This is a genomic window from Vibrio sp. 2132-1, assembly GCF_033344315.1.
Genome location: NZ_JAWPON010000009.1, coordinates 215,914 through 236,112, shown reverse-complemented (window position 1 = coordinate 236,112; position 20,199 = coordinate 215,914). Strand labels below are relative to the sequence as shown.

The 20,199-nt window shown below is 45.4% G+C and carries 14 protein-coding genes; 8 read left to right on the top strand and 6 right to left on the bottom strand.

Features of this window, described 5'->3' with window-relative positions:
- Positions 1-25: 25 nt before the first annotated feature.
- Positions 26-451 carry a universal stress protein gene (locus R8N47_RS12550; RefSeq protein ID WP_005375398.1) on the bottom strand — a complete coding sequence of 142 codons (426 nt, stop codon included), beginning with the start codon at positions 449-451 and terminating at the stop codon, positions 26-28.
- 445 nt (positions 452-896) lie between these two features.
- Here R8N47_RS12550 and R8N47_RS12545 point away from each other — a divergent pair, with 445 nt between their 5' ends.
- The 7 genes from R8N47_RS12545 (at position 897) to R8N47_RS12515 (ending at position 12,735) form a co-directional block, all read left to right on the top strand.
- On the top strand, positions 897-2,468 hold the full coding sequence (locus R8N47_RS12545) for an ATP-binding cassette domain-containing protein (RefSeq protein WP_064354565.1): 1,572 nt from the start codon (positions 897-899) through the stop codon (positions 2,466-2,468).
- 206 nt (positions 2,469-2,674) lie between these two features.
- A complete protein-coding gene (locus tag R8N47_RS12540) occupies positions 2,675-4,834 on the top strand; it encodes a prolyl oligopeptidase family serine peptidase (protein WP_064354566.1) in 2,160 nt (719 codons plus the stop codon).
- Positions 4,835-5,361: 527 nt separating this feature from the next.
- On the top strand, positions 5,362-6,153 hold the full coding sequence (locus tag R8N47_RS12535) for a hypothetical protein (RefSeq protein ID WP_017821525.1): 792 nt from the start codon (positions 5,362-5,364) through the stop codon (positions 6,151-6,153).
- Between the two features lie 90 nt (positions 6,154-6,243).
- Positions 6,244-7,386, top strand: a complete 1,143-nt coding sequence (vmeP, locus tag R8N47_RS12530) for an efflux RND transporter periplasmic adaptor subunit VmeP (RefSeq protein ID WP_017635246.1) — start codon at positions 6,244-6,246, stop codon at positions 7,384-7,386.
- Positions 7,387-7,396: 10 nt separating this feature from the next.
- A complete protein-coding gene (vmeQ, locus tag R8N47_RS12525; RefSeq protein ID WP_171345483.1) occupies positions 7,397-10,537 on the top strand; it encodes an efflux RND transporter permease subunit VmeQ in 3,141 nt (1,046 codons plus the stop codon).
- Positions 10,538-10,657: 120 nt separating this feature from the next.
- Positions 10,658-11,761 carry an OmpP1/FadL family transporter gene (locus R8N47_RS12520; RefSeq protein ID WP_053350522.1) on the top strand — a complete coding sequence of 368 codons (1,104 nt, stop codon included), beginning with the start codon at positions 10,658-10,660 and terminating at the stop codon, positions 11,759-11,761.
- 176 nt (positions 11,762-11,937) lie between these two features.
- Positions 11,938-12,735, top strand: coding sequence for a hypothetical protein (locus R8N47_RS12515; RefSeq protein WP_005385112.1), 798 nt, complete (start codon positions 11,938-11,940; stop codon positions 12,733-12,735).
- Positions 12,736-12,782: 47 nt separating this feature from the next.
- Here the strand turns inward: R8N47_RS12515 and speG are convergent, their stop codons facing one another.
- Positions 12,783-13,322, bottom strand: coding sequence for a spermidine N1-acetyltransferase (gene speG / locus R8N47_RS12510; RefSeq protein WP_005375417.1), 540 nt, complete (start codon positions 13,320-13,322; stop codon positions 12,783-12,785).
- A 246-nt stretch (positions 13,323-13,568) separates the two neighbouring features.
- Between speG and R8N47_RS12505 the strand changes: the two genes are divergently transcribed.
- Positions 13,569-13,721, top strand: coding sequence for a hypothetical protein (locus tag R8N47_RS12505; protein WP_005375418.1), 153 nt, complete (start codon positions 13,569-13,571; stop codon positions 13,719-13,721).
- A gap of 112 nt (positions 13,722-13,833) precedes the next feature.
- On the opposite strand, the gene R8N47_RS12500 is transcribed toward R8N47_RS12505, so the two are convergent.
- From R8N47_RS12500 to R8N47_RS12485, 4 genes are all read right to left on the bottom strand, one after another.
- On the bottom strand, positions 13,834-14,883 hold the full coding sequence (locus tag R8N47_RS12500) for a sensor domain-containing diguanylate cyclase (protein WP_053303796.1): 1,050 nt from the start codon (positions 14,881-14,883) through the stop codon (positions 13,834-13,836).
- 282 nt (positions 14,884-15,165) lie between these two features.
- Positions 15,166-16,017, bottom strand: a complete 852-nt coding sequence (locus tag R8N47_RS12495) for a carbenicillin-hydrolyzing class A beta-lactamase CARB-42 (protein WP_005375420.1) — start codon at positions 16,015-16,017, stop codon at positions 15,166-15,168.
- 327 nt (positions 16,018-16,344) lie between these two features.
- Positions 16,345-16,911, bottom strand: coding sequence for a copper-resistant cuproprotein CopI (gene copI, locus R8N47_RS12490; protein WP_064354568.1), 567 nt, complete (start codon positions 16,909-16,911; stop codon positions 16,345-16,347).
- 76 nt (positions 16,912-16,987) lie between these two features.
- Positions 16,988-20,197, bottom strand: a complete 3,210-nt coding sequence (locus R8N47_RS12485) for an efflux RND transporter permease subunit (RefSeq protein WP_064354569.1) — start codon at positions 20,195-20,197, stop codon at positions 16,988-16,990.
- Positions 20,198-20,199: the final 2 nt, after the last annotated feature.

Genomic DNA, 20,199 nt, shown 5'->3' with positions numbered 1-20,199 from the left:
TGGTTTTGGGAAGCGTTACGTTTTACTAATCATGAATAGGGACGACTAGAATATCCACCGGTGACTTGTTAATTAAGTGTCTGGAGTAAGAAATAATCTTGCTCCAGAAATCTTGGTGGTGACCACAAATCAGAAGATCCACTTCTTGCTCTTTAATGGTGACCTCTAATTTATCAGCCAAGTCGCCAGTACCTACGAAGAAATGTTTAAGTGGGTAATCCATGTAATCACTAAATGTTTTTAAACATTCCATTGAATGCTCATTCAACGGCCTTTGATCCGGGTTTTCTTTAATGTCTACAAGCTCACGATAGATTTCTCCGTGCGTACCATCAATATGAATAAAGGAGATATCGGAGTCGAGATAGTTTGCCATTGATACCGCTCTGTCGATAAGCACGGTGCTTTCATCTGACAGTTCGAGTGCAACAAGGATATGTTTGTATTTCATAACCACGCCCTTATGTGGATTTTCTTTACCCTAAGCATAGTATGGCTTGGATAAAAATTGTGTTGCTAAGATCTCGAAATTGTTCAAAGACTTGTTAAAAAGTTAATGTGATATAACAACTTACTGTGAAACTTTCTTTTTGTTCGCATTTGGTTAGAAAGCTTGCTTTTTGAACAAAAAAGCGACTACACTCTGCGCATCATTTCTCTAGGAGATTACGCCAACATGAAGAACTAAACCTGTCATCCATATTTTTACTTATTTTTTGGATCTGCAGGGTTAGTAGGCGTAGCTCACTTTCCGATATTTCTTTGCAACAAGACGACTTTTTGATTTGACGTATATCGTCGAACTTTACATAGAGCTTAATGCGTTTTTGCACGCGTTTTGTTGCAATTTCAAATCATAGCTACGGCTGTTGTCCCTGTCATACAGGAGGCAAATTATGCCGGTTTTACAAGCTTTTAATGTTAGCCATCAGTTTGATAATGGCGAGACGCTATTTCAGTCTATTTCTTGTTCCATGACTAAACGACGTGTTGGTTTGGTTGGGCGCAATGGCATCGGTAAGTCGCTTTTGGCTTCCATTTTGGCGGGAGAAACTCAGCCTGCCAGCGGTGTTGTGACTTCTCCCTCTTCTTTCATGATGTATCGCCAGCAGCCGTCTGATCTGCTTTCAGGCCAGCAATCGATCGCCCAGTTTCTGGGAACAGACTCGGTCTTACATGCTTTGAAGCAGATTGAACAAGGTGATGTTTCTGAGCATTGGTTCGAACTGGTTGGCGAACAGTGGGATATTGAACAGAAACTCAAACAGCAGCTTGCTGCGATGGGCTTGCCGCAAGACCCTGATTTCTCTTGTGCTCGGCTCAGTGGTGGTCAGTTGGCACGTTTGCAGTTATGGCAGTTGTTTGAAAACGAAACGGAGCTTTTGATTCTTGATGAGCCATCCAATCACCTCGATACCGAGGCGAAACAATGGCTGATAGAGTCTATGAGGCATTTCGGTGGCGCGATTTTACTCATCAGTCACGATCGTGAGCTGCTACGAGAGATGGAGGAAATTTGGGAACTATCGGGCCTAGGCTTACAAGTTTTTGGTGGAAATTACGATGTGTATGCCGAGCAAAAACGCACTGAGTTACAAGCGGTCGAAAGGCAGTTAGCGCAGGTCGATAAACACAAAAAACGGTTAGCTGAGCAAGCCCAGAAAAATCGCGAAAAAGCAGACCAACGCGCCGCGCAAGGGAACAAACTGCGCAAAGACGGCAGTCAGCCCAAAATTTTGCTTGATGGCAAAAAGGATAGCGCGACCGCCAGCGCCTCAAATCGCAATAAGAATGAGCAACTCAGACAAGCGCATTTACAAGCCAAAGAGCGGGCGTTGCAATCGCGACATGAGCAGCTCAAAGCGCAAAAGCTTTATCTTGCAGATAATCCGAACCGTTCGAGAAAAGTGTTGTCGATACAAGAAGGTATATTGCCTTTTGGGGATTCTACTCCTATCACTTTGCAGATTTTTGCGAACGATAAAGTCCATCTCAAAGGGAAAAATGGCTGCGGAAAGTCAACCTTGTTAAAGACGTTGCTTGGCGAGTTGTCGTTGCTGAGTGGTGAGCTGCAAGTGAATACCCCCTTGTATTATCTCGACCAACACTTTGGCGCAGTGAATCCAAATCTTTCGTTACTTGAGAACGTAATGGAGACCTGCCAAGAGATGACGGAAAGTGAAGCGAGAACCTTATTGGCGGGGATCGGTTTTCGTCGAGACGCTGTGTTTCGGTTGGGATGCGTACTAAGCGGTGGCGAGAAGATGAAGCTCGCAATGCTGATCGTCAGCCATCAACACTCCCAGCCTTTGCTGCTGCTCGATGAACCAGATAACCATCTCGATCTCGAGTCAAAAGTAATGCTTAGTCAGGCGTTAAATGTATACAAAGGTGGATTTGTTCTGATTAGTCACGACCAAGATTTCGCTTCTGAGTCTGGGGTTTTGCGCCAAATCGAGCTGACTTAGACGAAAGAGAGTAAACGTCATCGTAGCTCTTCAGTATTGTTCCCAAGTTCTACACTTCCACTTACTAGTTTGTAGAACTGTAAGGAAATGAGGGAGTTAGGATGGCTTTCACAACTCGTTTAATGAAATTAGATTCATTTTGTCGATATATAGTAGAGTTCTGATGTATTGCACAAAAAGACAACAGAAAAATAAAAAGGAATTTCATGAAAAAGAACACCCTAGCACTCACAACCGCTCTCGCACTCGGAAGTGTGTTGTCTGTGGCGCATGCCAATGAAGCGGCGCAATCGTCGGTTGAACAGGTAAGCCCGAAAGCCATCACGTATCCAACCACACAAAAAGTGGATATTGTCGATGACTACTTTGGTACAAAAGTGAGTGATCCTTATCGCTGGTTGGAAGACGATCTCAGCCCAGAAACCGCAGAATGGGTGAAGGCGCAAAATGCAGTGACGTTTGATTATCTGGCGAAAATCCCTTACCGCGAGCAGATTGAAGAGCGCATCACTAAGCTCATGGATTACGAAAAACAAAGCCAGCCGTTCAAAGAGGGTAAGTTCACTTACTTCTACAAAAATGACGGGTTACAAAACCAAGACGTGCTTTATCGGCAGCTAGGTGATGGTGAAGCAGAAATTTTCCTCGATCCAAATACTTTTAGTGAAGATGGCACCACATCGTTAGCGGGAGTGAACTTTTCACGTGATGGTTCTTTGGTTGCATACAGCATTTCGGAAGGCGGTAGCGATTGGCGCAAAGTCATTGTGTTAGACACAGAAACCAAAAAGCCCGTCGGCGAAACGTTGGTGGATATTAAGTTCAGTGGCATCAGTTGGCTCGGCAATCAAGGCTTCTATTACTCAAGTTATGACAAGCCAAAAGGGAGTGAACTTTCCGCGAAGACAGACCAACACAAGCTCTACTTTCATAAACTAGGGACGAAACAAAGTGAAGACCAATTAATTTTCGGTGGTGTAAAGGACGAAAAGTATCGCTACGTTGGGGGTTACACGTCGGAAGATGAACGCTACTTGTTTATCTCAGCTAGCGTATCGACGTCGGGCAACAAACTGTTCTTCAAAGACCTGAGTAAGCCAAATAGCTCGCTCAAAACCATTTTAGATAACACCAGTTCTGATACTTGGGTGATAGACAACCAAGGCACGAAACTGTACTTGGTTACGAACCTTAATGCGCCGAACAAACGCGTCGTGACGGTGGATGCAAGTCAGCCGCAGCCCAAAAACTGGAAAGATGTGATTCCTGACACAAAGAACGTGTTACGTGTTTCTACCGCGGGTGGCAATTTGTTTGCGAGCTATATTGTTGATGCGATCTCGATGGTGAAGCAATACGACATGAACGGCAAACTCATCCGAGAAATCAAATTGCCTGATATTGGCAGCGCATACGGTTTCTCGGGGAAAAAAGAAGAAACCGAAGTCTACTATTCTTTCACCAACTACAAGATGCCAAGCACTACCTATCGTCTGAACATCAAAGACGGTGATAGCGAGGTGTACTACAAATCTAAAGCGCCATTTGACCCTGTTTTGTATGAATCTCGCCAGGTGTTTTACACCTCAAAAGACGGAACAAAAGTGCCGATGATCATCACCTATAAAAAAGGGACACCGATGGACGGCAGTGCACCAACCATCCTATATGGTTATGGCGGTTTCAACATTAGCCTCACGCCATCTTTTAGCCCGACACGTGCGGCTTGGTTAGAGCTTGGTGGTGTTTACGCGGTAGCGAACATTCGTGGTGGTGGGGAATATGGCAAAGAATGGCACAACGCTGGCATTCAAATGCAAAAGCAAAATGTGTTTGATGACTTTATTGCTGCGGCTGAATTCCTAATTGATGAAAAGGTAACGTCATCAAACAAGTTAGCCATTAACGGTGGATCGAATGGTGGCTTGTTAGTAGGGGCCGTTATGACGCAACGTCCAGAGCTGTTTAAAGTGGCGCTGCCAGCAGTCGGCGTACTGGATATGCTGCGTTACCATACTTTTACCGCAGGTGCTGGTTGGGCGTATGACTACGGCACGGCAGAGCAAAGTAAAGAGATGTTCCAATATCTGAAAAGTTATTCGCCGGTGCACAATGTAAAAGCAGGGGTGGAATACCCAGCAACATTGATTACAACCGGTGATCATGATGACCGTGTTGTTCCTGCTCACTCATACAAATTTGCTGCTGAGTTGCAATCGAAGCAAGCGGGTTCAAATCCGACCTTAATTCGCATCGAAACCAATGCAGGACATGGTGCAGGCACACCAACGCGTAAAATAATTGAGACAAATGCAGATATTTATAGTTTTGCACTGTTCAATATGGGAATAGAGAGACTGCAATAGTGCGAATTGTTTGCGTTTTAGTTATCGAAACGCATCGGCGCTTTATCGCTCGATAATAAAAGGGAATCACAGAGAGTGATTCCTTTTTATTTATTATAGGCCTACTATTCTAATCTGATGCTAGGCTAATCAAACTAAGGTTTTTTACATTATTATAATGTTCTAATTAATCTGAAGAGTGTGGTACGATCGAAATGAAACATTGATCGCGATCACCTAAATCCATTGCACTCTCTATTTATATGGTAAAATTAATTAATCATTTGTTCTAATGATAATTGAATTTTCATAATTTTTAATATTTCCTTCTTCATTAGTATTACCAAATTTCAAGTTATATAAGATATAAGTAGCGGTGATTGAACTTTTACGATGCTTTATTTTATTTTAATTAAAACGTCGAATGTTTCGTCATTATTGAATTTGCTTTGATAATTTATGTTATCCAAAGCGAGTTGTGTTGCTTGCTATTTATGATGACCTCATGACGTGAATAATTTTATAATCATTAAAATGGATACAGTTTTATGAATTTAGTGAAACCGTCTGTTGCCATTGTGGTTGCAGCCCTACAACTCGCGTCTTCTGCCTATGCGCAAACAAACAATAGCGAAGAACTACAAGATATGTCTGACCCACTTGCGGTATACACCCAAGCTGGCTTTGGTATTACTGATAAAGGCGCGAACATCAAAATCGGTCAAACTTACCAATCTAGCCAGCCTGGTACCATGGCGATGAACATCATTGAAATGAAAGGCATTGGTGGTGAGCTATTTGGCATTCGCGACAATGACGATCCAATATATGCCAACGTTGATGACAGCATTGACTCTTTCCGACTACGTAATTTCCAAGTAGAAGTCGCAAAAGGTCTAGGCCGTCAATTAGATGTAAACTACGACGTTGATAACGATAAATTAGATGCATCTTATAGCTTTATTCAAGGTCTACCTAAGTTTGGTATGTTGCAGCTATTTCCTTTAGCTGGTGCGGGTGTCACTATTGCTAATGATTTTAGTGGTGATGACAAAGGTTATGAAATTCCAGGTACTTTCACTGTTGTGGGTATGTACTCAAAAATTGAATTAACCGATAAAATCTGGATTAACTACAACCCAATGTATATGCATACGTTGTCAGGGTCTAGTCAATATAAAGATACTTATTACGCGGGTGAAGATAATATCTTGACTCATGAGTTTGCGTTGTCTTATCAAATTAATCCTCGCGCAAATATTCGTTACTTTGCAAACTGGAATGAGCACGTTAATTTCGGTGATGGTGATCACCGTATCGAATTTAACTACCAATTCTAACTCCCTCGTTTATTTCCAGAATAGAAAGTGTGTTTATCCATATATTTAAATATTTAGGCTAGGGCACTTTCTAAATAAAGTAGGTTTATCATGAAAGCCAAATATAAATTTGCGTTGGTATCTATTGCTATATCTTCTGCATTACTATCAGGATGCAAAACTGGCGATATCGCAACGAAAACAGCCCAAGCACCCTCTGTTGAAACCGTTACCCTAACCGAAACAAAAATCACTCCTTATCATACTTTTATCGGTCGAACTGAAGCGGTAAATGACGTTGATATTATGCCGCGAGTCGGTGGCGAATTAACCGCGATTCATTTTAAAGATGGCGATATGGTCGAAAAAGGCCAATTGTTGTTTGAAATCGACGACCGTCCTTACAAAGCGGCACTGGCGTATGCAAAAGCGTCGTTGCAAAAAGCAAAAGCACAACTCGTTCAAACTACGCGTGATGCAGAACGTGTGAAGAAACTCATCAAAGATAAAAGCATCAGTGAGCAGCAATACGATGACGCCATTGCCGCGCAAGCCGCAGCGATTGCTTCGGTAGAAGAGGCGAAGGCGACGCTGGTTTCAGCAAGGCTCGATCTTGAATTTAGCTCTGTGCGTGCTCCTTTCTCTGGTCGCGTGGGTTTCAGCAACTTCCGAGTGGGTGACCGTATTTCGAAAATTCAACTCGTTCCTCTTGTTTCGATCACTCAAGTAGACCCAATTCGCTTTGGCTTTGATGTGGATGAGAAGCTCTACCGCCGCGTAAGAAGTGCGATTGATGTGGCTCATCGTAACGATGACAAACTGGATGTTGATTTAACACTGACGCTTTCAGACGGTTCATTGTATCCGCTTGATGGCAAGATCTACGCCGTTGGCAATAAGATCGATTTAGAAACAGGCTCAATTCGAGCAGAAGCACAATTCGATAATCCAACTTACGCGCTTATGCCGGGTGAATATGGCAACTTGACCATCAAGCTGCGCAACAAAACCATTGATGGTTTGCTTATCCCATCGGCGGCTGTTCAACAAGACCAAGCGGGTGACTACGTCATGGTGGTTGGTGATGATCACGTGGTGTCTCGTCGTAACGTTGAACTCGGTCAGACCTACGGTGTGAAACGTGCTGTGCTGACTGGTTTGGCGGCTAACGAAAAAGTCATCGTCAATGGTCTTCAAAAAGTGCGTCCGGGTGCAACGGTGAAAGACGTTGAACTACAGAGTGAACAAGGCTGAGTGAGTACTGATGTTAAGTAAATTTTTCATTCACCGGCCGAAGTTTGCTTTGGTGATCTCACTGGCGATGACATTGATGGGTATGATCGCCCTGAAAGTCTTGCCAATTTCTGAGTATCCTCAAATCTCTCCAACGGTAATTACGGTGAGCACCATGTATCCGGGTGCAAACGCGGACGTGGTTAAAAAGACCGTAGCACAACCGATAGAAGCCAAAGTCAACGGCGTTGAAGACATGATTTACATGTCTTCTGTGATTGGTAACGATGGCTCATACACATTGCGTATTTACTTCCGAGTGGGCGCAGATGGCGATATGGCACAGGTTCGTGTGAACAACTTGGTGGCACAGGCGACGTCGTCTCTACCACAAGAAGTAAACCAAATCGGTGTGACGGTTAAGAAGAAATCTTCCGACATGCTGGGCGTTATCACACTGCGTTCTCCGAAACAGTCTTACGACAGTATCTACCTTTCTAACTACGCGGATCTCAATATCGTTGAGCGTCTAAAACGTATCGAAGGTATGAGTGACATTACGCTGCTGGGTAAGAAAGACTACTCAATGCGTATTTGGTTGAACCCAAATAAATTGGCCACCTTGAAGCTTTCTGCTAGCGATGTTATCGGCGCAATTAAAACGCAAAACATCCAAGTGGCGGCGGGTAAGATCGGTGGTATGCCAGCTCCGGGCGACCAGCAATATCAATATGTTTTGCAAACCAAAGGCCGCCTTACTTCTGCGGAAGAGTTCGAGAACATCATCATCCGTGCGAGCAAGAAAGGTTCTTTGATTCGCTTGAAAGATGTGGCTCGTGTCGAAGTTGGCGCACAAGGTTACGAAGCTGATGGTCGTATGAATAACGAACCAGCCGCCGTTCTGGCCTTGTACCAGTTGCCGACCGCGAACGCGCTAGACGTGATGGAACGCGTGAAAGAGGCCATGAAAGAGCACGAGAAATCGTTCCCAGATGATTTGGTCTATGACATCGCGTATGACTCTACCGAATACGTAGAGACATCGATTGATGAAGTGTATGAGACGCTGGTGATTGCGGTACTTCTTGTCACCTTCGTTGTGTACGTTTTCTTGCAGAACTGGCGAGCGACCATTATTCCAACCTTAGCGATTCCGGTTTCCATCATTGCGACTTTCGCAATCATGGGCGTGATGGGCATGACCATTAACACGATCTCGTTGTTTGGCTTGATCCTCGCCATCGGTATCGTGGTGGACGATGCGATCATCGTGGTAGAGAACGTGGAGCGGGTTATTCATGAAGAGCATTTAGACCCGATTCCGGCCACTATCCAAGCTATGAAAGAAGTGACGGGGCCAGTATTGGCAACAACGCTTATTTTGTTGGCGGTATTCGTACCGGTTGCGCTATTGCCGGGTATTTCTGGTCGAATGTTCAACCAGTTCGCGGTCACCATCTGTGTATCGGTGCTGATCTCTGCGATCAACGCATTGACGTTAACGCCAGCGCTTTGTGCGTTGATGTTGAAATCTACTCACTCGCAACCTATTGCGCCTTTGCGTGCGTTTAACCGAGGTTTTGAAGCAATAACGCGCAAATACCAAGGTTTAGTTGGCTTCTTGAGCCGTCGTATTGTGCTGAGTATCGGTGTTTATGGCGCGCTTATTGCGGTGCTGGCATTTGCGTTCATGACCGTACCTTCTTCTTTCGTACCGAACGAAGATAAAGGCGTGTTCATGGTCGAAATGCGTTTGCCAGACGCAGCAGCATTGCAGCGTACTGCACCATTAATGAAGAAGTACGTTGATGAGCTAAAACAGATGGAAGGTGTGGAGAACGTGGTTTCGGTTGCGGGCTTCTCGGTAATTAACATGGCGTCGATTCCAAACTCGGGCATGTTGATCATCAAACTGGATAACTGGAGCAAACGTAAAGACCCTGAGTTACACCAACGCGCGTTGATGAGCAAAGTTAACCAAATGCTGAACTCAACGCCAGATGCCGCTTCGTTCGTTTTCGCGACGCCGGCAATCAAAGGCATGGGTGCGGTGGATGGTTTCAACCTTGTGCTGCAAGACAACTTGGGCCGTTCTCCACAAGAGTTGGCAAAAACAACCGCTGATTTTGTTGGCCAAATCAATCAACTGCCTGAAGTGGCGCGTGCGTTCTCGATTTTCCGTGCGAACATTCCGCAACGTTACATCGATATTGACCGCGATAAAGCGATTTCGATGGGCGTACCGTTGAATGAAATCTTCAGCACACTGCAAGCGCAGTTGGGCGGTGCCTACATTTCTGACTTCAACTTGTTTGGTCGTTCGTACCAAGTGAAAGTGCAAGCAGAAGAGCAATACCGTGACAACATCGACGACATCGACCATCTGTTTGTTCGCTCAAGCTCTGGAAAAATGGTGTCACTGGCAACGCTAGTGAAAGTGAAGCCGATCTTCGGCCCTGATACCTTATCGAACTACAACATGTTCAGTTCTGCAACCGTGAACGGTGCGCCAGCGCCAGGTTACAGCTCGGGTGATGTTGTAAAAGCCATTGAAAAACTGGCTGCGGAATCTTTGCCAAGTGGTTACTCGTACGAGTGGTCAGGCATGACTTACCAAGAGATGAAAGCAGGCAACATGGCGCCAATCGCGTTCGCATTGTCTTTGCTGTTCACCTACTTGTTCTTGGTGGCTCAGTACGAAAGCTGGACTATTCCTGCTGCGGTAATGATGGCGGTTCCAGTCGCGATTCTCGGCGCAATGGGCACGCTACTGCTGGTGGGACAACCGTTCGATTTGTACGTGCAGATTGGTGTGGTCATCTTGATCGGTATGTCCGCCAAAGTGGCGATTCTTATCGTGGAATTTGCCAAAGTTCTGCGAGAAAAAAAGGGCTTATCCATCATTGATGCTGCCAAAGAAGCTGCTCGAATTCGTTTCCGTGCAGTACAGATGACCGCATTCGCCTTCATTTGGGGGGTATTCCCGTTGGTGATTGCATCGGGTGCCGGCGCGGCATCTCGTCACTCACTGGGCTTTGCAGTATTCGGCGGCATGATTCTCTCTACGTTTGTAGGCACGTTACTGACGCCAGTGTTCTTCGTGATGATGCAATCTCTGCGCGAGAAGTTTAAGCGAAAGAAACCCACTGAACTTGAGGTGAGCGAGCAATAACGCTGATTTCAACTGACTGACTCCACAACACCCCCACGCTGTGTGCGATTGGCCAATGCCTTTCATTGATATACAACCACCGTCGCAGCGTGGGTTCCCCTAACAATAATAGGTTTTAGCATGAAAAATCTTTCAAAAATCGTCGTAGCGAGCTCTCTACTGACGTGTGCTGCTGCGCAAGCGGGTGGGTTATACCTTTATGAAACTACAGCATCGGATATTGGTTTGGCATCCGCTGGTATGGCGGCTCGTGCGCAAGATGCCTCAGTAATGGCAGCAAACCCGGCTGGTCTGGCGAATGTTTCTGGTAAATCTTTCTCTGGTAACCTGATTGGCCTTTACGGTGACGCGCAACTAGACACGATGACTAGCGATGCGGGCAACGTGATTGGTTTTGTTCCTATGGCGTCGGCATTTTACAGCCAACAAGTGAACGACAAATGGACGCTGGGTATTGGTCTGTATGGCAACTACGGCCTTGGCCTCGAGTACGAAGGTCTTTTGAATAATCATTTAGATATTCCTACAGCAACGACACAAGCGTTGACCATTCAACCTTCCGCTTCTTACCGCATCAATGATCACTGGTCTGTGGGTGCGGCGCTTGGCATTCAGTACGGTATGTATGAAGTGGAAACGAAGGGAGCCCTGAACTTCAATGACGAAGACCAAGATACTCAGGTCAACGGTCGAGTAGGTGTGCTTTATGAGGCAACACCAGGCACTCGTCTTGGTCTGTCTTACTCTTCTGAAACCGAATTTGAATTCGACAACAGCAACTCCATTGCTCCGCAACAACTGATCTTCAGTGCTTACCATGAAGTGAATGATGACCTAGCGGTGATGTGGAACGTGAACTGGCAAGACTGGAGCGAATACACAACCACGCTTAAGGCTGCAGAATTGGTCGATGTAGAGACACAAGACACTTACCAAATCGCATTGGGTACTCAGTACAAACTGAATGAAAAAATGATGTGGAATGCAGGTTTTGCATTCGATACCAGCATGTATGAAAGCCAATCAAACGGTGACATTACCGTTCCTACTGGCAAGGCGTACCGCATTGGTACAGGCATTGATTACAAATTGGATTCAGAAAACTCAATTGGTTTCGCGTTTGAAGCGATCTTGATGGAGTCGTCGGAAACGCCACGCTTACAAGCTGGTTTTGATGAGCCTGCTCTGTACTTCATGAGCATGAGCTACAACTGGAAAAACTAATCATTCCTAATCGCTAAAACGCCTTCCTTACAGGCCATTCTACCCTAACTACCTGCACTAGATGCTGTCATGCCATCTAAGGTAGTTAGGGCGCTTCTGTCACATCCAGTGAGTGATGATTCAAAAAGTATCTGCGCAGCTAAGTGCGGGTATTCAACATCTCAAAGGACTAAAAAATGAAAAATAAACTAGCGTTAGTGTGTACGACTTTGTTGGTCAGTACGCTGGCTCATGGTGCCGAGCATCGAGTAAAAGACAATAAAAACAAGTTGGCGGATGACCCAACAAAAGTCATCACGAAATTTGGCGCGTCTTACGCAAACAACTACGATTTTGATGATCAAAACATCTCATTCTCGGGCTCACTTGCGCTTGACCAAGCGCGCAAAATTAACCTGCGTATCAATGATGATGCGAGCGAGTGGCGTATTGGTGGCTCGTGGCTGTTTCCGGTCGGTATCGTGAACTTCAACTTCGGTAAAAATGAATACGTAAACGGCGCGGATCAAACCAACTACAGCGTTGGTACCTTTATGCCGCTAAGTTATTTCGGGATTGAGCCAGCAGGCTTCCAAATTTTCCCAATGGCAGGCTATACGTACAACACTGGTGATGTTCCTGTTTGTGACGGTGCAGAAAGTAGTCTCTGTAGCGAGCCTAACTTTACGGGTACGCCAAGTGCAGAGAATGGCTTCAATATGATGAGCTCTTCAGGCAGTAGCGGTTACGTTGGTGCATTTGCGCTGAAATCGTTTACCAAAGAGCTGACGTTAATCAGCTTCGCAGCAGGCACTTACGGCTCAGAAAACAGTGAAGGAGAGAACTACAAAGGCTTCTTTGGTGGTATCGGCCTTGGTTACCTCGTGAGCAAACGCCACTCTTTTAACGTAATGACGTTTGTCATGGACAACAACACCTATTTGGATGAAGCAGACAAGCGCATCGTATTATCATATCAATATCAATTTGAATAAATAAAAACGCAGCCCAAATAGCTGCGCTTTTACTTTGATAGAATGAACTAGTGAATTGAGTTGTTTTCTTCGATCTTTTTCTGGTATTGGTGTTTTAATATATACATGCGCTTAACATCGCTGTAAGCGCCGTTAATAAAGTATTCTTCTACAAGGTGACCTTCTTCGATAAAGCCGCATTTTTTGTATAAGTGAATAGCGACTTCGTTATCCACTGCGACTAATAAGTAGATTTTACGTAGATTAAGAATTGAGAATGAGTAATCTAACGCACGATTAATCATCTCTGTCGCATAACCTCGGCCTTGATGCTCTGGGGCGATGATTATCTGAAATTCCGCGCTGCGGTGAATGTAGTTAATCTCGATCAGCTCAACTAAGCCAATTACGATGCCGTCTTCATCTTCGACGACAAAACGCCTTTCAGCGTCATCATGTATATGTTTTCGATAAAGTTCTTCGAGCTCGTCATAAGACTCGTAAGGTTCTTCGAACCAGTAGGCCATGATATTTCGGTTGTTATTCAGTTCATGAATAAAGCGCAAATCAGAACGCTCTAATGCACGCATTTTTAGGCCTTTCTTCATCATTTTTCTCCAATGAGGGCGGAGAATACCTCCGCACTTGATGCTAGAAAATATTACCGTATTTCACAAGAATAGCGCATCTTTTTTTGGAAAATATCCTGTGATTTTCAATGTGGAAACTTAGAGTTCACGACAAATATAAATTAATCTTTACGATAAAAAACTCGATTAGGTGCTTTGCCTAATATCGTATTAAATACCGCGCAACGACTTAGTGTCTTAATCTAAACAAACAAGGTATTCAATATGTTTTCAATCGGTGACGTAGTAGTAGCGACTAAAGGTATCGATCTTGGCGAAATGGTTGTTACAGGTTTAAGCAGTGGCGGTTTTTACACACATGTAAAAGCAGGCGAAAAAACACTAACTTACCCAGCTAAAGATCTTAAGAAAGCATAATTAAATTTGCTCATTCTTATTTTTAACTGGCTTAAAGTTCGTATTAGTTATTTTAAGCGGGTTAGAATCGATAAAAGGTAGCGCAATGAGTCGCTACCTTTTTTTATTTTTTCTACCTTTCTTCACCAATATGAAACTCAACGCGATTTCTTCCGGTTTCTTTTGCCTTGTAAAGTGCTAAGTCGGCGCGTTTAACGAGTGGTTCAAATGAGTCGTCGAGACGACAGACTTGAGTTACCCCAATACTCGCGGTGAAGCTCATATCACAACCTGAATGTTGAACGGTCGTCGTTTCTAGTGCATTACGAATCGTTTCTAATGTGTCTAGAGCTTGCTGTGATGAGCGACTTCTTAATACGATGGCAAACTCTTCACCGCCAACTCTGGCAAGTAAGTCACAATCAAGTAGATGACTTTTAATAGTATTAACTGCATGGATCAGTGATTTATCGCCTGCGTCATGACCAAATCGGTCATTGAGGCTTTTAAAATTGTCGAGATCTAAAATAGCAACATGGAAGTCAATGCCCTGGGTTCGGTATTCATTTAGGCGGCTTTCGATTTGTCGCATGAACTCTCTGCGGTTTGGAATACCTGTTAGATCATCCGTCGTGGCGAGGTGTTCCATTTTCATAATCTGTATATGAAGGGCAATGTTTAAAGCAATCCAATTAGCGATGCACTGAAGCTGTGCCGCTTGTTCGTTTGTGTAAATGTGCGTTTGATGATGCGCAACATTAAGCGTTCCTAGGCAGACTTTACCGTGCATTAAAGGCGCGTCCATACACGTACCCATACCATTGGATGCGAGCATCACACAATCGATCTCATCAGATTGCGTAACATCGTCGCAGATCATCAGTTGTTGCTTTTTGAACACTCGGCCAACAAACGCTTGATGAATGGGCACTAAAAATTCAGCGGGAATCGCTTTACTACCAGAGAAAGAGTAGACCTTTAAATGATCATTGTTTTCATAAAGTGTGATACTCGCACGGTCAGAATTAAATATACGATTTATCCATTCTGCCACCGTATCAAGTACTTGCTGTAGTGTTTCCGATTGAGCTAAAAAGTGAACAAACCCTATCGGCATACATATCGGACTTTCCATGTTTTGCATCGATAAGTCATCAGGGTTAAAAGTTCTTTCAAGTCTCAATAGACATCTCCTTGGCAATGTTGCAAATACCAACAATAAATTACGTGAAGCTATTTTGTAGAAAATGTGCTTCTTGGTAAGAGTATGGTTTAATTATCGCCGTTTGTGTGCATTTGGTTGCTTAATGTGGGCGTTAACTCACCCTAAATAAGTAAATCTTATACCTATTTATAAGTAAGTCATTACTCAATAAGTGGTGTTTTTAAGATGGAAGTACAGAATGAGCCCTTCTGGAATAGAAGGGCTAGAAAAGGATACAAATAGGGTCAGGTGAGTGGTGACTTAATTGTCTTTGTACTTTTGTAAAATCAACTGACTTATCTGCGCAACGAGTTGGTCCCTAGCTTGAAGTGAGAGCTCGGTTTCTGTGACATAAATACTAATGTAAACAGGTCGATGATTTTCCTTCCATATAATCGCGTTAATGCCACGCGAACCATGACCTCCCGCACCAGAACGGTCTGCAATAGACCAACCTGTTGGTAATACAGAACGCATTAACGAGTCTGAAACTTTGTTGTCCTGCATCCAGATTTTTAATTGTACACGAGACTCATAAGACAACGTTTCGCCTTCGACCAAAGTTCGAAGAGTGTTTAGTATGGCGTTAGGTGTGGTTGTGTCGCGGCTGTCGCCTGGTGTGGCTTCGTTCAAGCGAGGTTCTATTCTGTCTAGGCGCGTTGCTTTATCTCCAATTGTTCGCAGAAACATTGTTACGGCCTTAGGGCCGCCAATTTCATTTAATACTAAGTTGGCTGCGGTATTATCACTCATTAACATAGCGGCTTCACACGCGTGCTCTATGCGTGTGTTTTGGCCTGCGAGCTTATCCATCACTGGAGACCATACAACGATACTGCGCTCATCGACTTTTGCGGTCGCATTTTTACTTAGCTTACCGCTGTCCATATCACTTAGCATTTTGGCACAAGCTAGGGTTTTGAATGTGCTCATGAGTGGGAAGCGTTCATCGCCACGGTAATCCCAACGCTCGTCTGCTTGGGTATCCCAAACTGACACCCCAATTCTGCTTGAGGTTTGTTGCTCGAGGAGAGAAATGTCCTCATTCAGTTGGGACGCGTAACTTAGGGTTGAGCAAACCATTAGCCCAGCCAACAAAAATAACTTTTTCATGGATCGTGTTCTTCAATTTTAGTTTTAGTTCGCACCATAGCGATGTCACGTAAACTATAACGAGCCAATACTCTAAGCACTGTTAAATCTATGTCTATTTTATGTAGGATTCTTCGCAATACGCTTAAACAGTCTCAATATGGGGAGAAGAGTGTTGCTATCAAGGCCTGTAGTTTGGCTTATATATTACGTCAGTGATTCGGTCACAAAAATATCTTAGCGTGAGACACTGGCTCAGAATTCCTTGTCATGAGCTAACGAATAGTTTGCTCCAGAGACATAAAAGGAGCTGAATCATCAGCTCCTTTTGCCTATTTGGATAATTACTTACAGTTCAATCTTTTTAACCATGCCCGCTTCTGCATGGCCCGGAATGTTGCACGCGAACTCAATCTTGTTGTCACCGTGGAAATGCCACAACAACTGCTTCGCTTTACCCGGTTCGACCGTCACAGAGTTGCCCGAGTCGTGCATGTGATCACCACTCATTGTTTTCATCATTTCGCGATGTTCTAGCTGCTCTTTAGCCGAACCAATCGTAAACTCGTGGTTGATCTTACCTGTGTTCATGACTACAAACTGCACCACATCGTTTGGCTCAATCTTAACGTCTTTTTTGAACTTGATGGTCATGTCATCACCCAAGATAACGTGTACCACCTTGTCTGGCTTTGCCCCTTTTGCTGGCATACCTACTGCCGACATGCCCGGCATATCCATCATGTTTGAATGGTCCATTTTACTGTGGTCCATCTTCATGCTGCCGTGGTCCATATTTTCATGCTTCATGTTGCTATGAGCCATGTTCGCGTGGTCCATGTTTGAATGATCCATTTGGGCAAACGCAGTCGTTGTTGTTAGGGCTAGAGCAAGAGTGATTAGTGTCTTTTTCATTTTTATATCCTTGTTTTAATTCATTAATAACTTGGTTGCTTCCCCCCAAACGAATTGATTGAGGGGAAGGTAGGGATTAAGCCTTGTTGCCAGTGCGATCTGTGCTGTCGGCGTTTTCGATTTGGTTGCCAGTTTGCGTGCTTGTTTGGCTCGGAGTTGAGTTGTTTGGGCGCAACTCACGTTGTTTCCACAGCTTGAAGATGGCTGGAAGTACCAACAGCGTCAGCAGCAGTGCCGATGCCATACCGCCAATCATTGGTGCGGCGATGCGTTGCATTACTTCTGATCCTGTACCTTCGCCGTACATGATCGGAATCAGACCAATAATGACCGTCAGTACCGTCATCATTACTGGGCGGACACGCAGGCCTGCACCTTCACGAATGGCATCGGTTAGGTCTTTCGCCTCAAGCTTCTGTTGGCTCTCTTCCGCATCCAGCTTTTTGTAGTGCCATGCTTGGTTGAGGTAGACGAGCATGATGACCCCAATTTCAACCGCGACGCCTGCTAGGGCAATAAAGCCGACCCCAACAGCAATCGAGAAGTTGTAGTTGAGGATATGCATGAGCCACAAACCACCGACCATAGCGAGCGGTAGGGTAAGCATGATGATCATCACTTCACCGACACGACGGAAACTGAAGTAAAGCAGCAGCATAATGATGGCGATGGTGATTGGTACCACGACACTCAATCTGTCTTTCGCACGCTCCATGTATTCGTATTGACCAGACCAAGCCAGCGAGTAACCCGCAGGAAGTTCCAATTGATCAGCTACGACTTGCTGCGCTTCCACGACGTAAGAGCCAAGGTCACGACCATCGATGTCGACAAACACCCAGCCGTTTGGACGCGCGTTTTCCGTCTTGATCATCGGAGGGCCGTCTTCGTAACGAATGTCCGCTACGTCAGCCAGTGCAATACGAGCACCATTTGGTGTCACTAACGGTAGGTTTTGCAGTTTAACCACTGAGTCGCGGTAGTCTTGTGGGTAACGAACGTTGATTGGGTAACGCTCCAAGCCTTCGATGGTTTCACCCACATTCATGCCGCCCACCGCAGTGGAGATCACTTGCTGAACGTCTTTGATGTTTAAGCCATAACGCGCTGCGGCACGACGTTTAATGTCGATCGTGACATAACGACCACCTGCTACACGTTCTGCGTAAACCGATGCGGTGCCTTGTACGCCATTAAGAATTGGCTCCAACTGAGAACCGATCTTCTCAATCACTTTCAGATCGGGTCCGGCGATCTTAATGCCGATAGGGGTTTTGATGCCCGTTGCCAGCATGTCGATACGCGTTTTGATCGGCATTACCCAAGCGTTAGTAAGACCAGGGAACTGAACTAGCTTGTCGAACTCTTTGCGCAGTGACTCGGTTGTTACCCCTTCACGCCATTGGTCGTGTGGCTTCAACTGAATCACGGTTTCAATCATGGTGAGTGGCGCTGGATCGGTTGCGGTCTCAGCTCGGCCAATTTTTCCCCATACGGTTTTCACTTCTGGAACGGTTTTGATCAGCTTGTTGGTTTGTTGTAGAAGCTCACGTGCTTTACCAATTGAGATACCCGGATAGGTCGTTGGCATGTACATCAAGTCGCCTTCATCCAGCGGCGGGATGAACTCGCTACCCAGTTTACTGGTTGGGTAGTAAGCCGATGCCATCAGACCTAATGCGATAACAATCATGGTCTTAGGGTATTTTAAGCTGGTGTTCAACAGCGGGCGGTACAACGCGACCAAGCCGCGGTTAACCGGGTTTTTGTGTTCCGGTAACACCTTACCGCGAATGAAGTAGCCCATAAGTACAGGCACGAGCGTGATTGCCAAACCTGCTGCCGCTGCCATGGCGTAAGTCTTAGTGAACGCAAGCGGCGAGAACATCTTGCCTTCCTGACCTTCTAAGGCGAACACTGGTACGAAGCTAAGAGTAATGATCAACAACGAGAAGAACAGCGGTGCGCCGACCTCTTCTGCGGCTTTGCCGATTACTTGCCAGCGGTTTTTATCGGTCAGTGGCGTTCGTTCAATGTGCTTGTGAACGTTTTCAATCATCACGATTGCACCATCCACCATGGCACCGATGGCAATCGCAATACCACCCAAGGACATGATGTTGGCATTGATGCCTTGCCAATGCATTACGATAAACGCAGTGAGAATGCCAACCGGTAGGCTCAGAGCGATAACCAATGAAGAACGACTGTGGAACAGGAACAACGCACACACAATCGCAACGACGATGAACTCTTCTGCAAGCTTCTTCCATAGGTTTTCTACCGCTGAATCGATAAGGGTAGAACGGTCGTAGGTTGCAACAATTTCCACGCCTTCTGGCAGGCTGCGTTGTAGGTCTGCGAGTTTGTCTTTGACCTTCGCAATCACTTCACTGGCGTTTTCACCAAAGCGCATCACGATAACGCCACCGACCGCTTCACCTTCGCCATTCAGCTCTGAGATACCACGGCGCATTTGTGGACCAAGGTTAATGTCTGCGATGTCTCCTAATAGCAACGGCGTGCCTTTCTCAGTGACTTTGAGAGGCAGTGATTTAATGTCTTCAATGCTGGTTAGGTAACCCGTGGTACGAACCATGTGCTCGGCTTCGGCCACTTCGATAACGGACGCGCCGGTTTCTTGGTTACCGTTTTGGATTGCCATGTTCACTTGTTGCAGAGTGAGGTTGTACGCACGCAGCTTGGCAGGATCAATCTGCACTTGATACTGCTTCACCATACCGCCGACGGTAGCGACTTCAGAAACGCCATCAACGGTTTGCAATTCGTACTTCAAGAACCAGTCTTGCAGGCTGCGAAGATCCGCCAAATCATGCTTGCCGGTTTTGTCTTGTAATACGTAGCTGTAAACCCAGCCCACGCCCGTTGCATCAGGACCTAGCGTTGGTTTTGCGTTCGGTGGCAGCTTGGGTGCTACTTGGCTTAAGTACTCCAACACGCGTGAACGTGCCCAGTACATGTCGGTATCATCGTTGAAAATGATATAAACGTAAGAGTCACCAAAGAATGAGTAGCCACGAACTGTCTCAGCACCCGGCACGGCAAGCATGGCGGTGGTGAGTGGGTAAGTGACTTGATCCTCGACGACTTGAGGAGCTTGCCCCGGATAGCTTGTCTTGATGATCACTTGCACATCAGAAAGATCCGGAATCGCATCAACAGGCGTATTCTTTACACTGTAAAGTCCGCCTAATACAAGGGCTAAGGTCGCGACCAACACTAGGAATCGGTTGCTCAGTGACCAACGAATAATAGCATTGATCATAA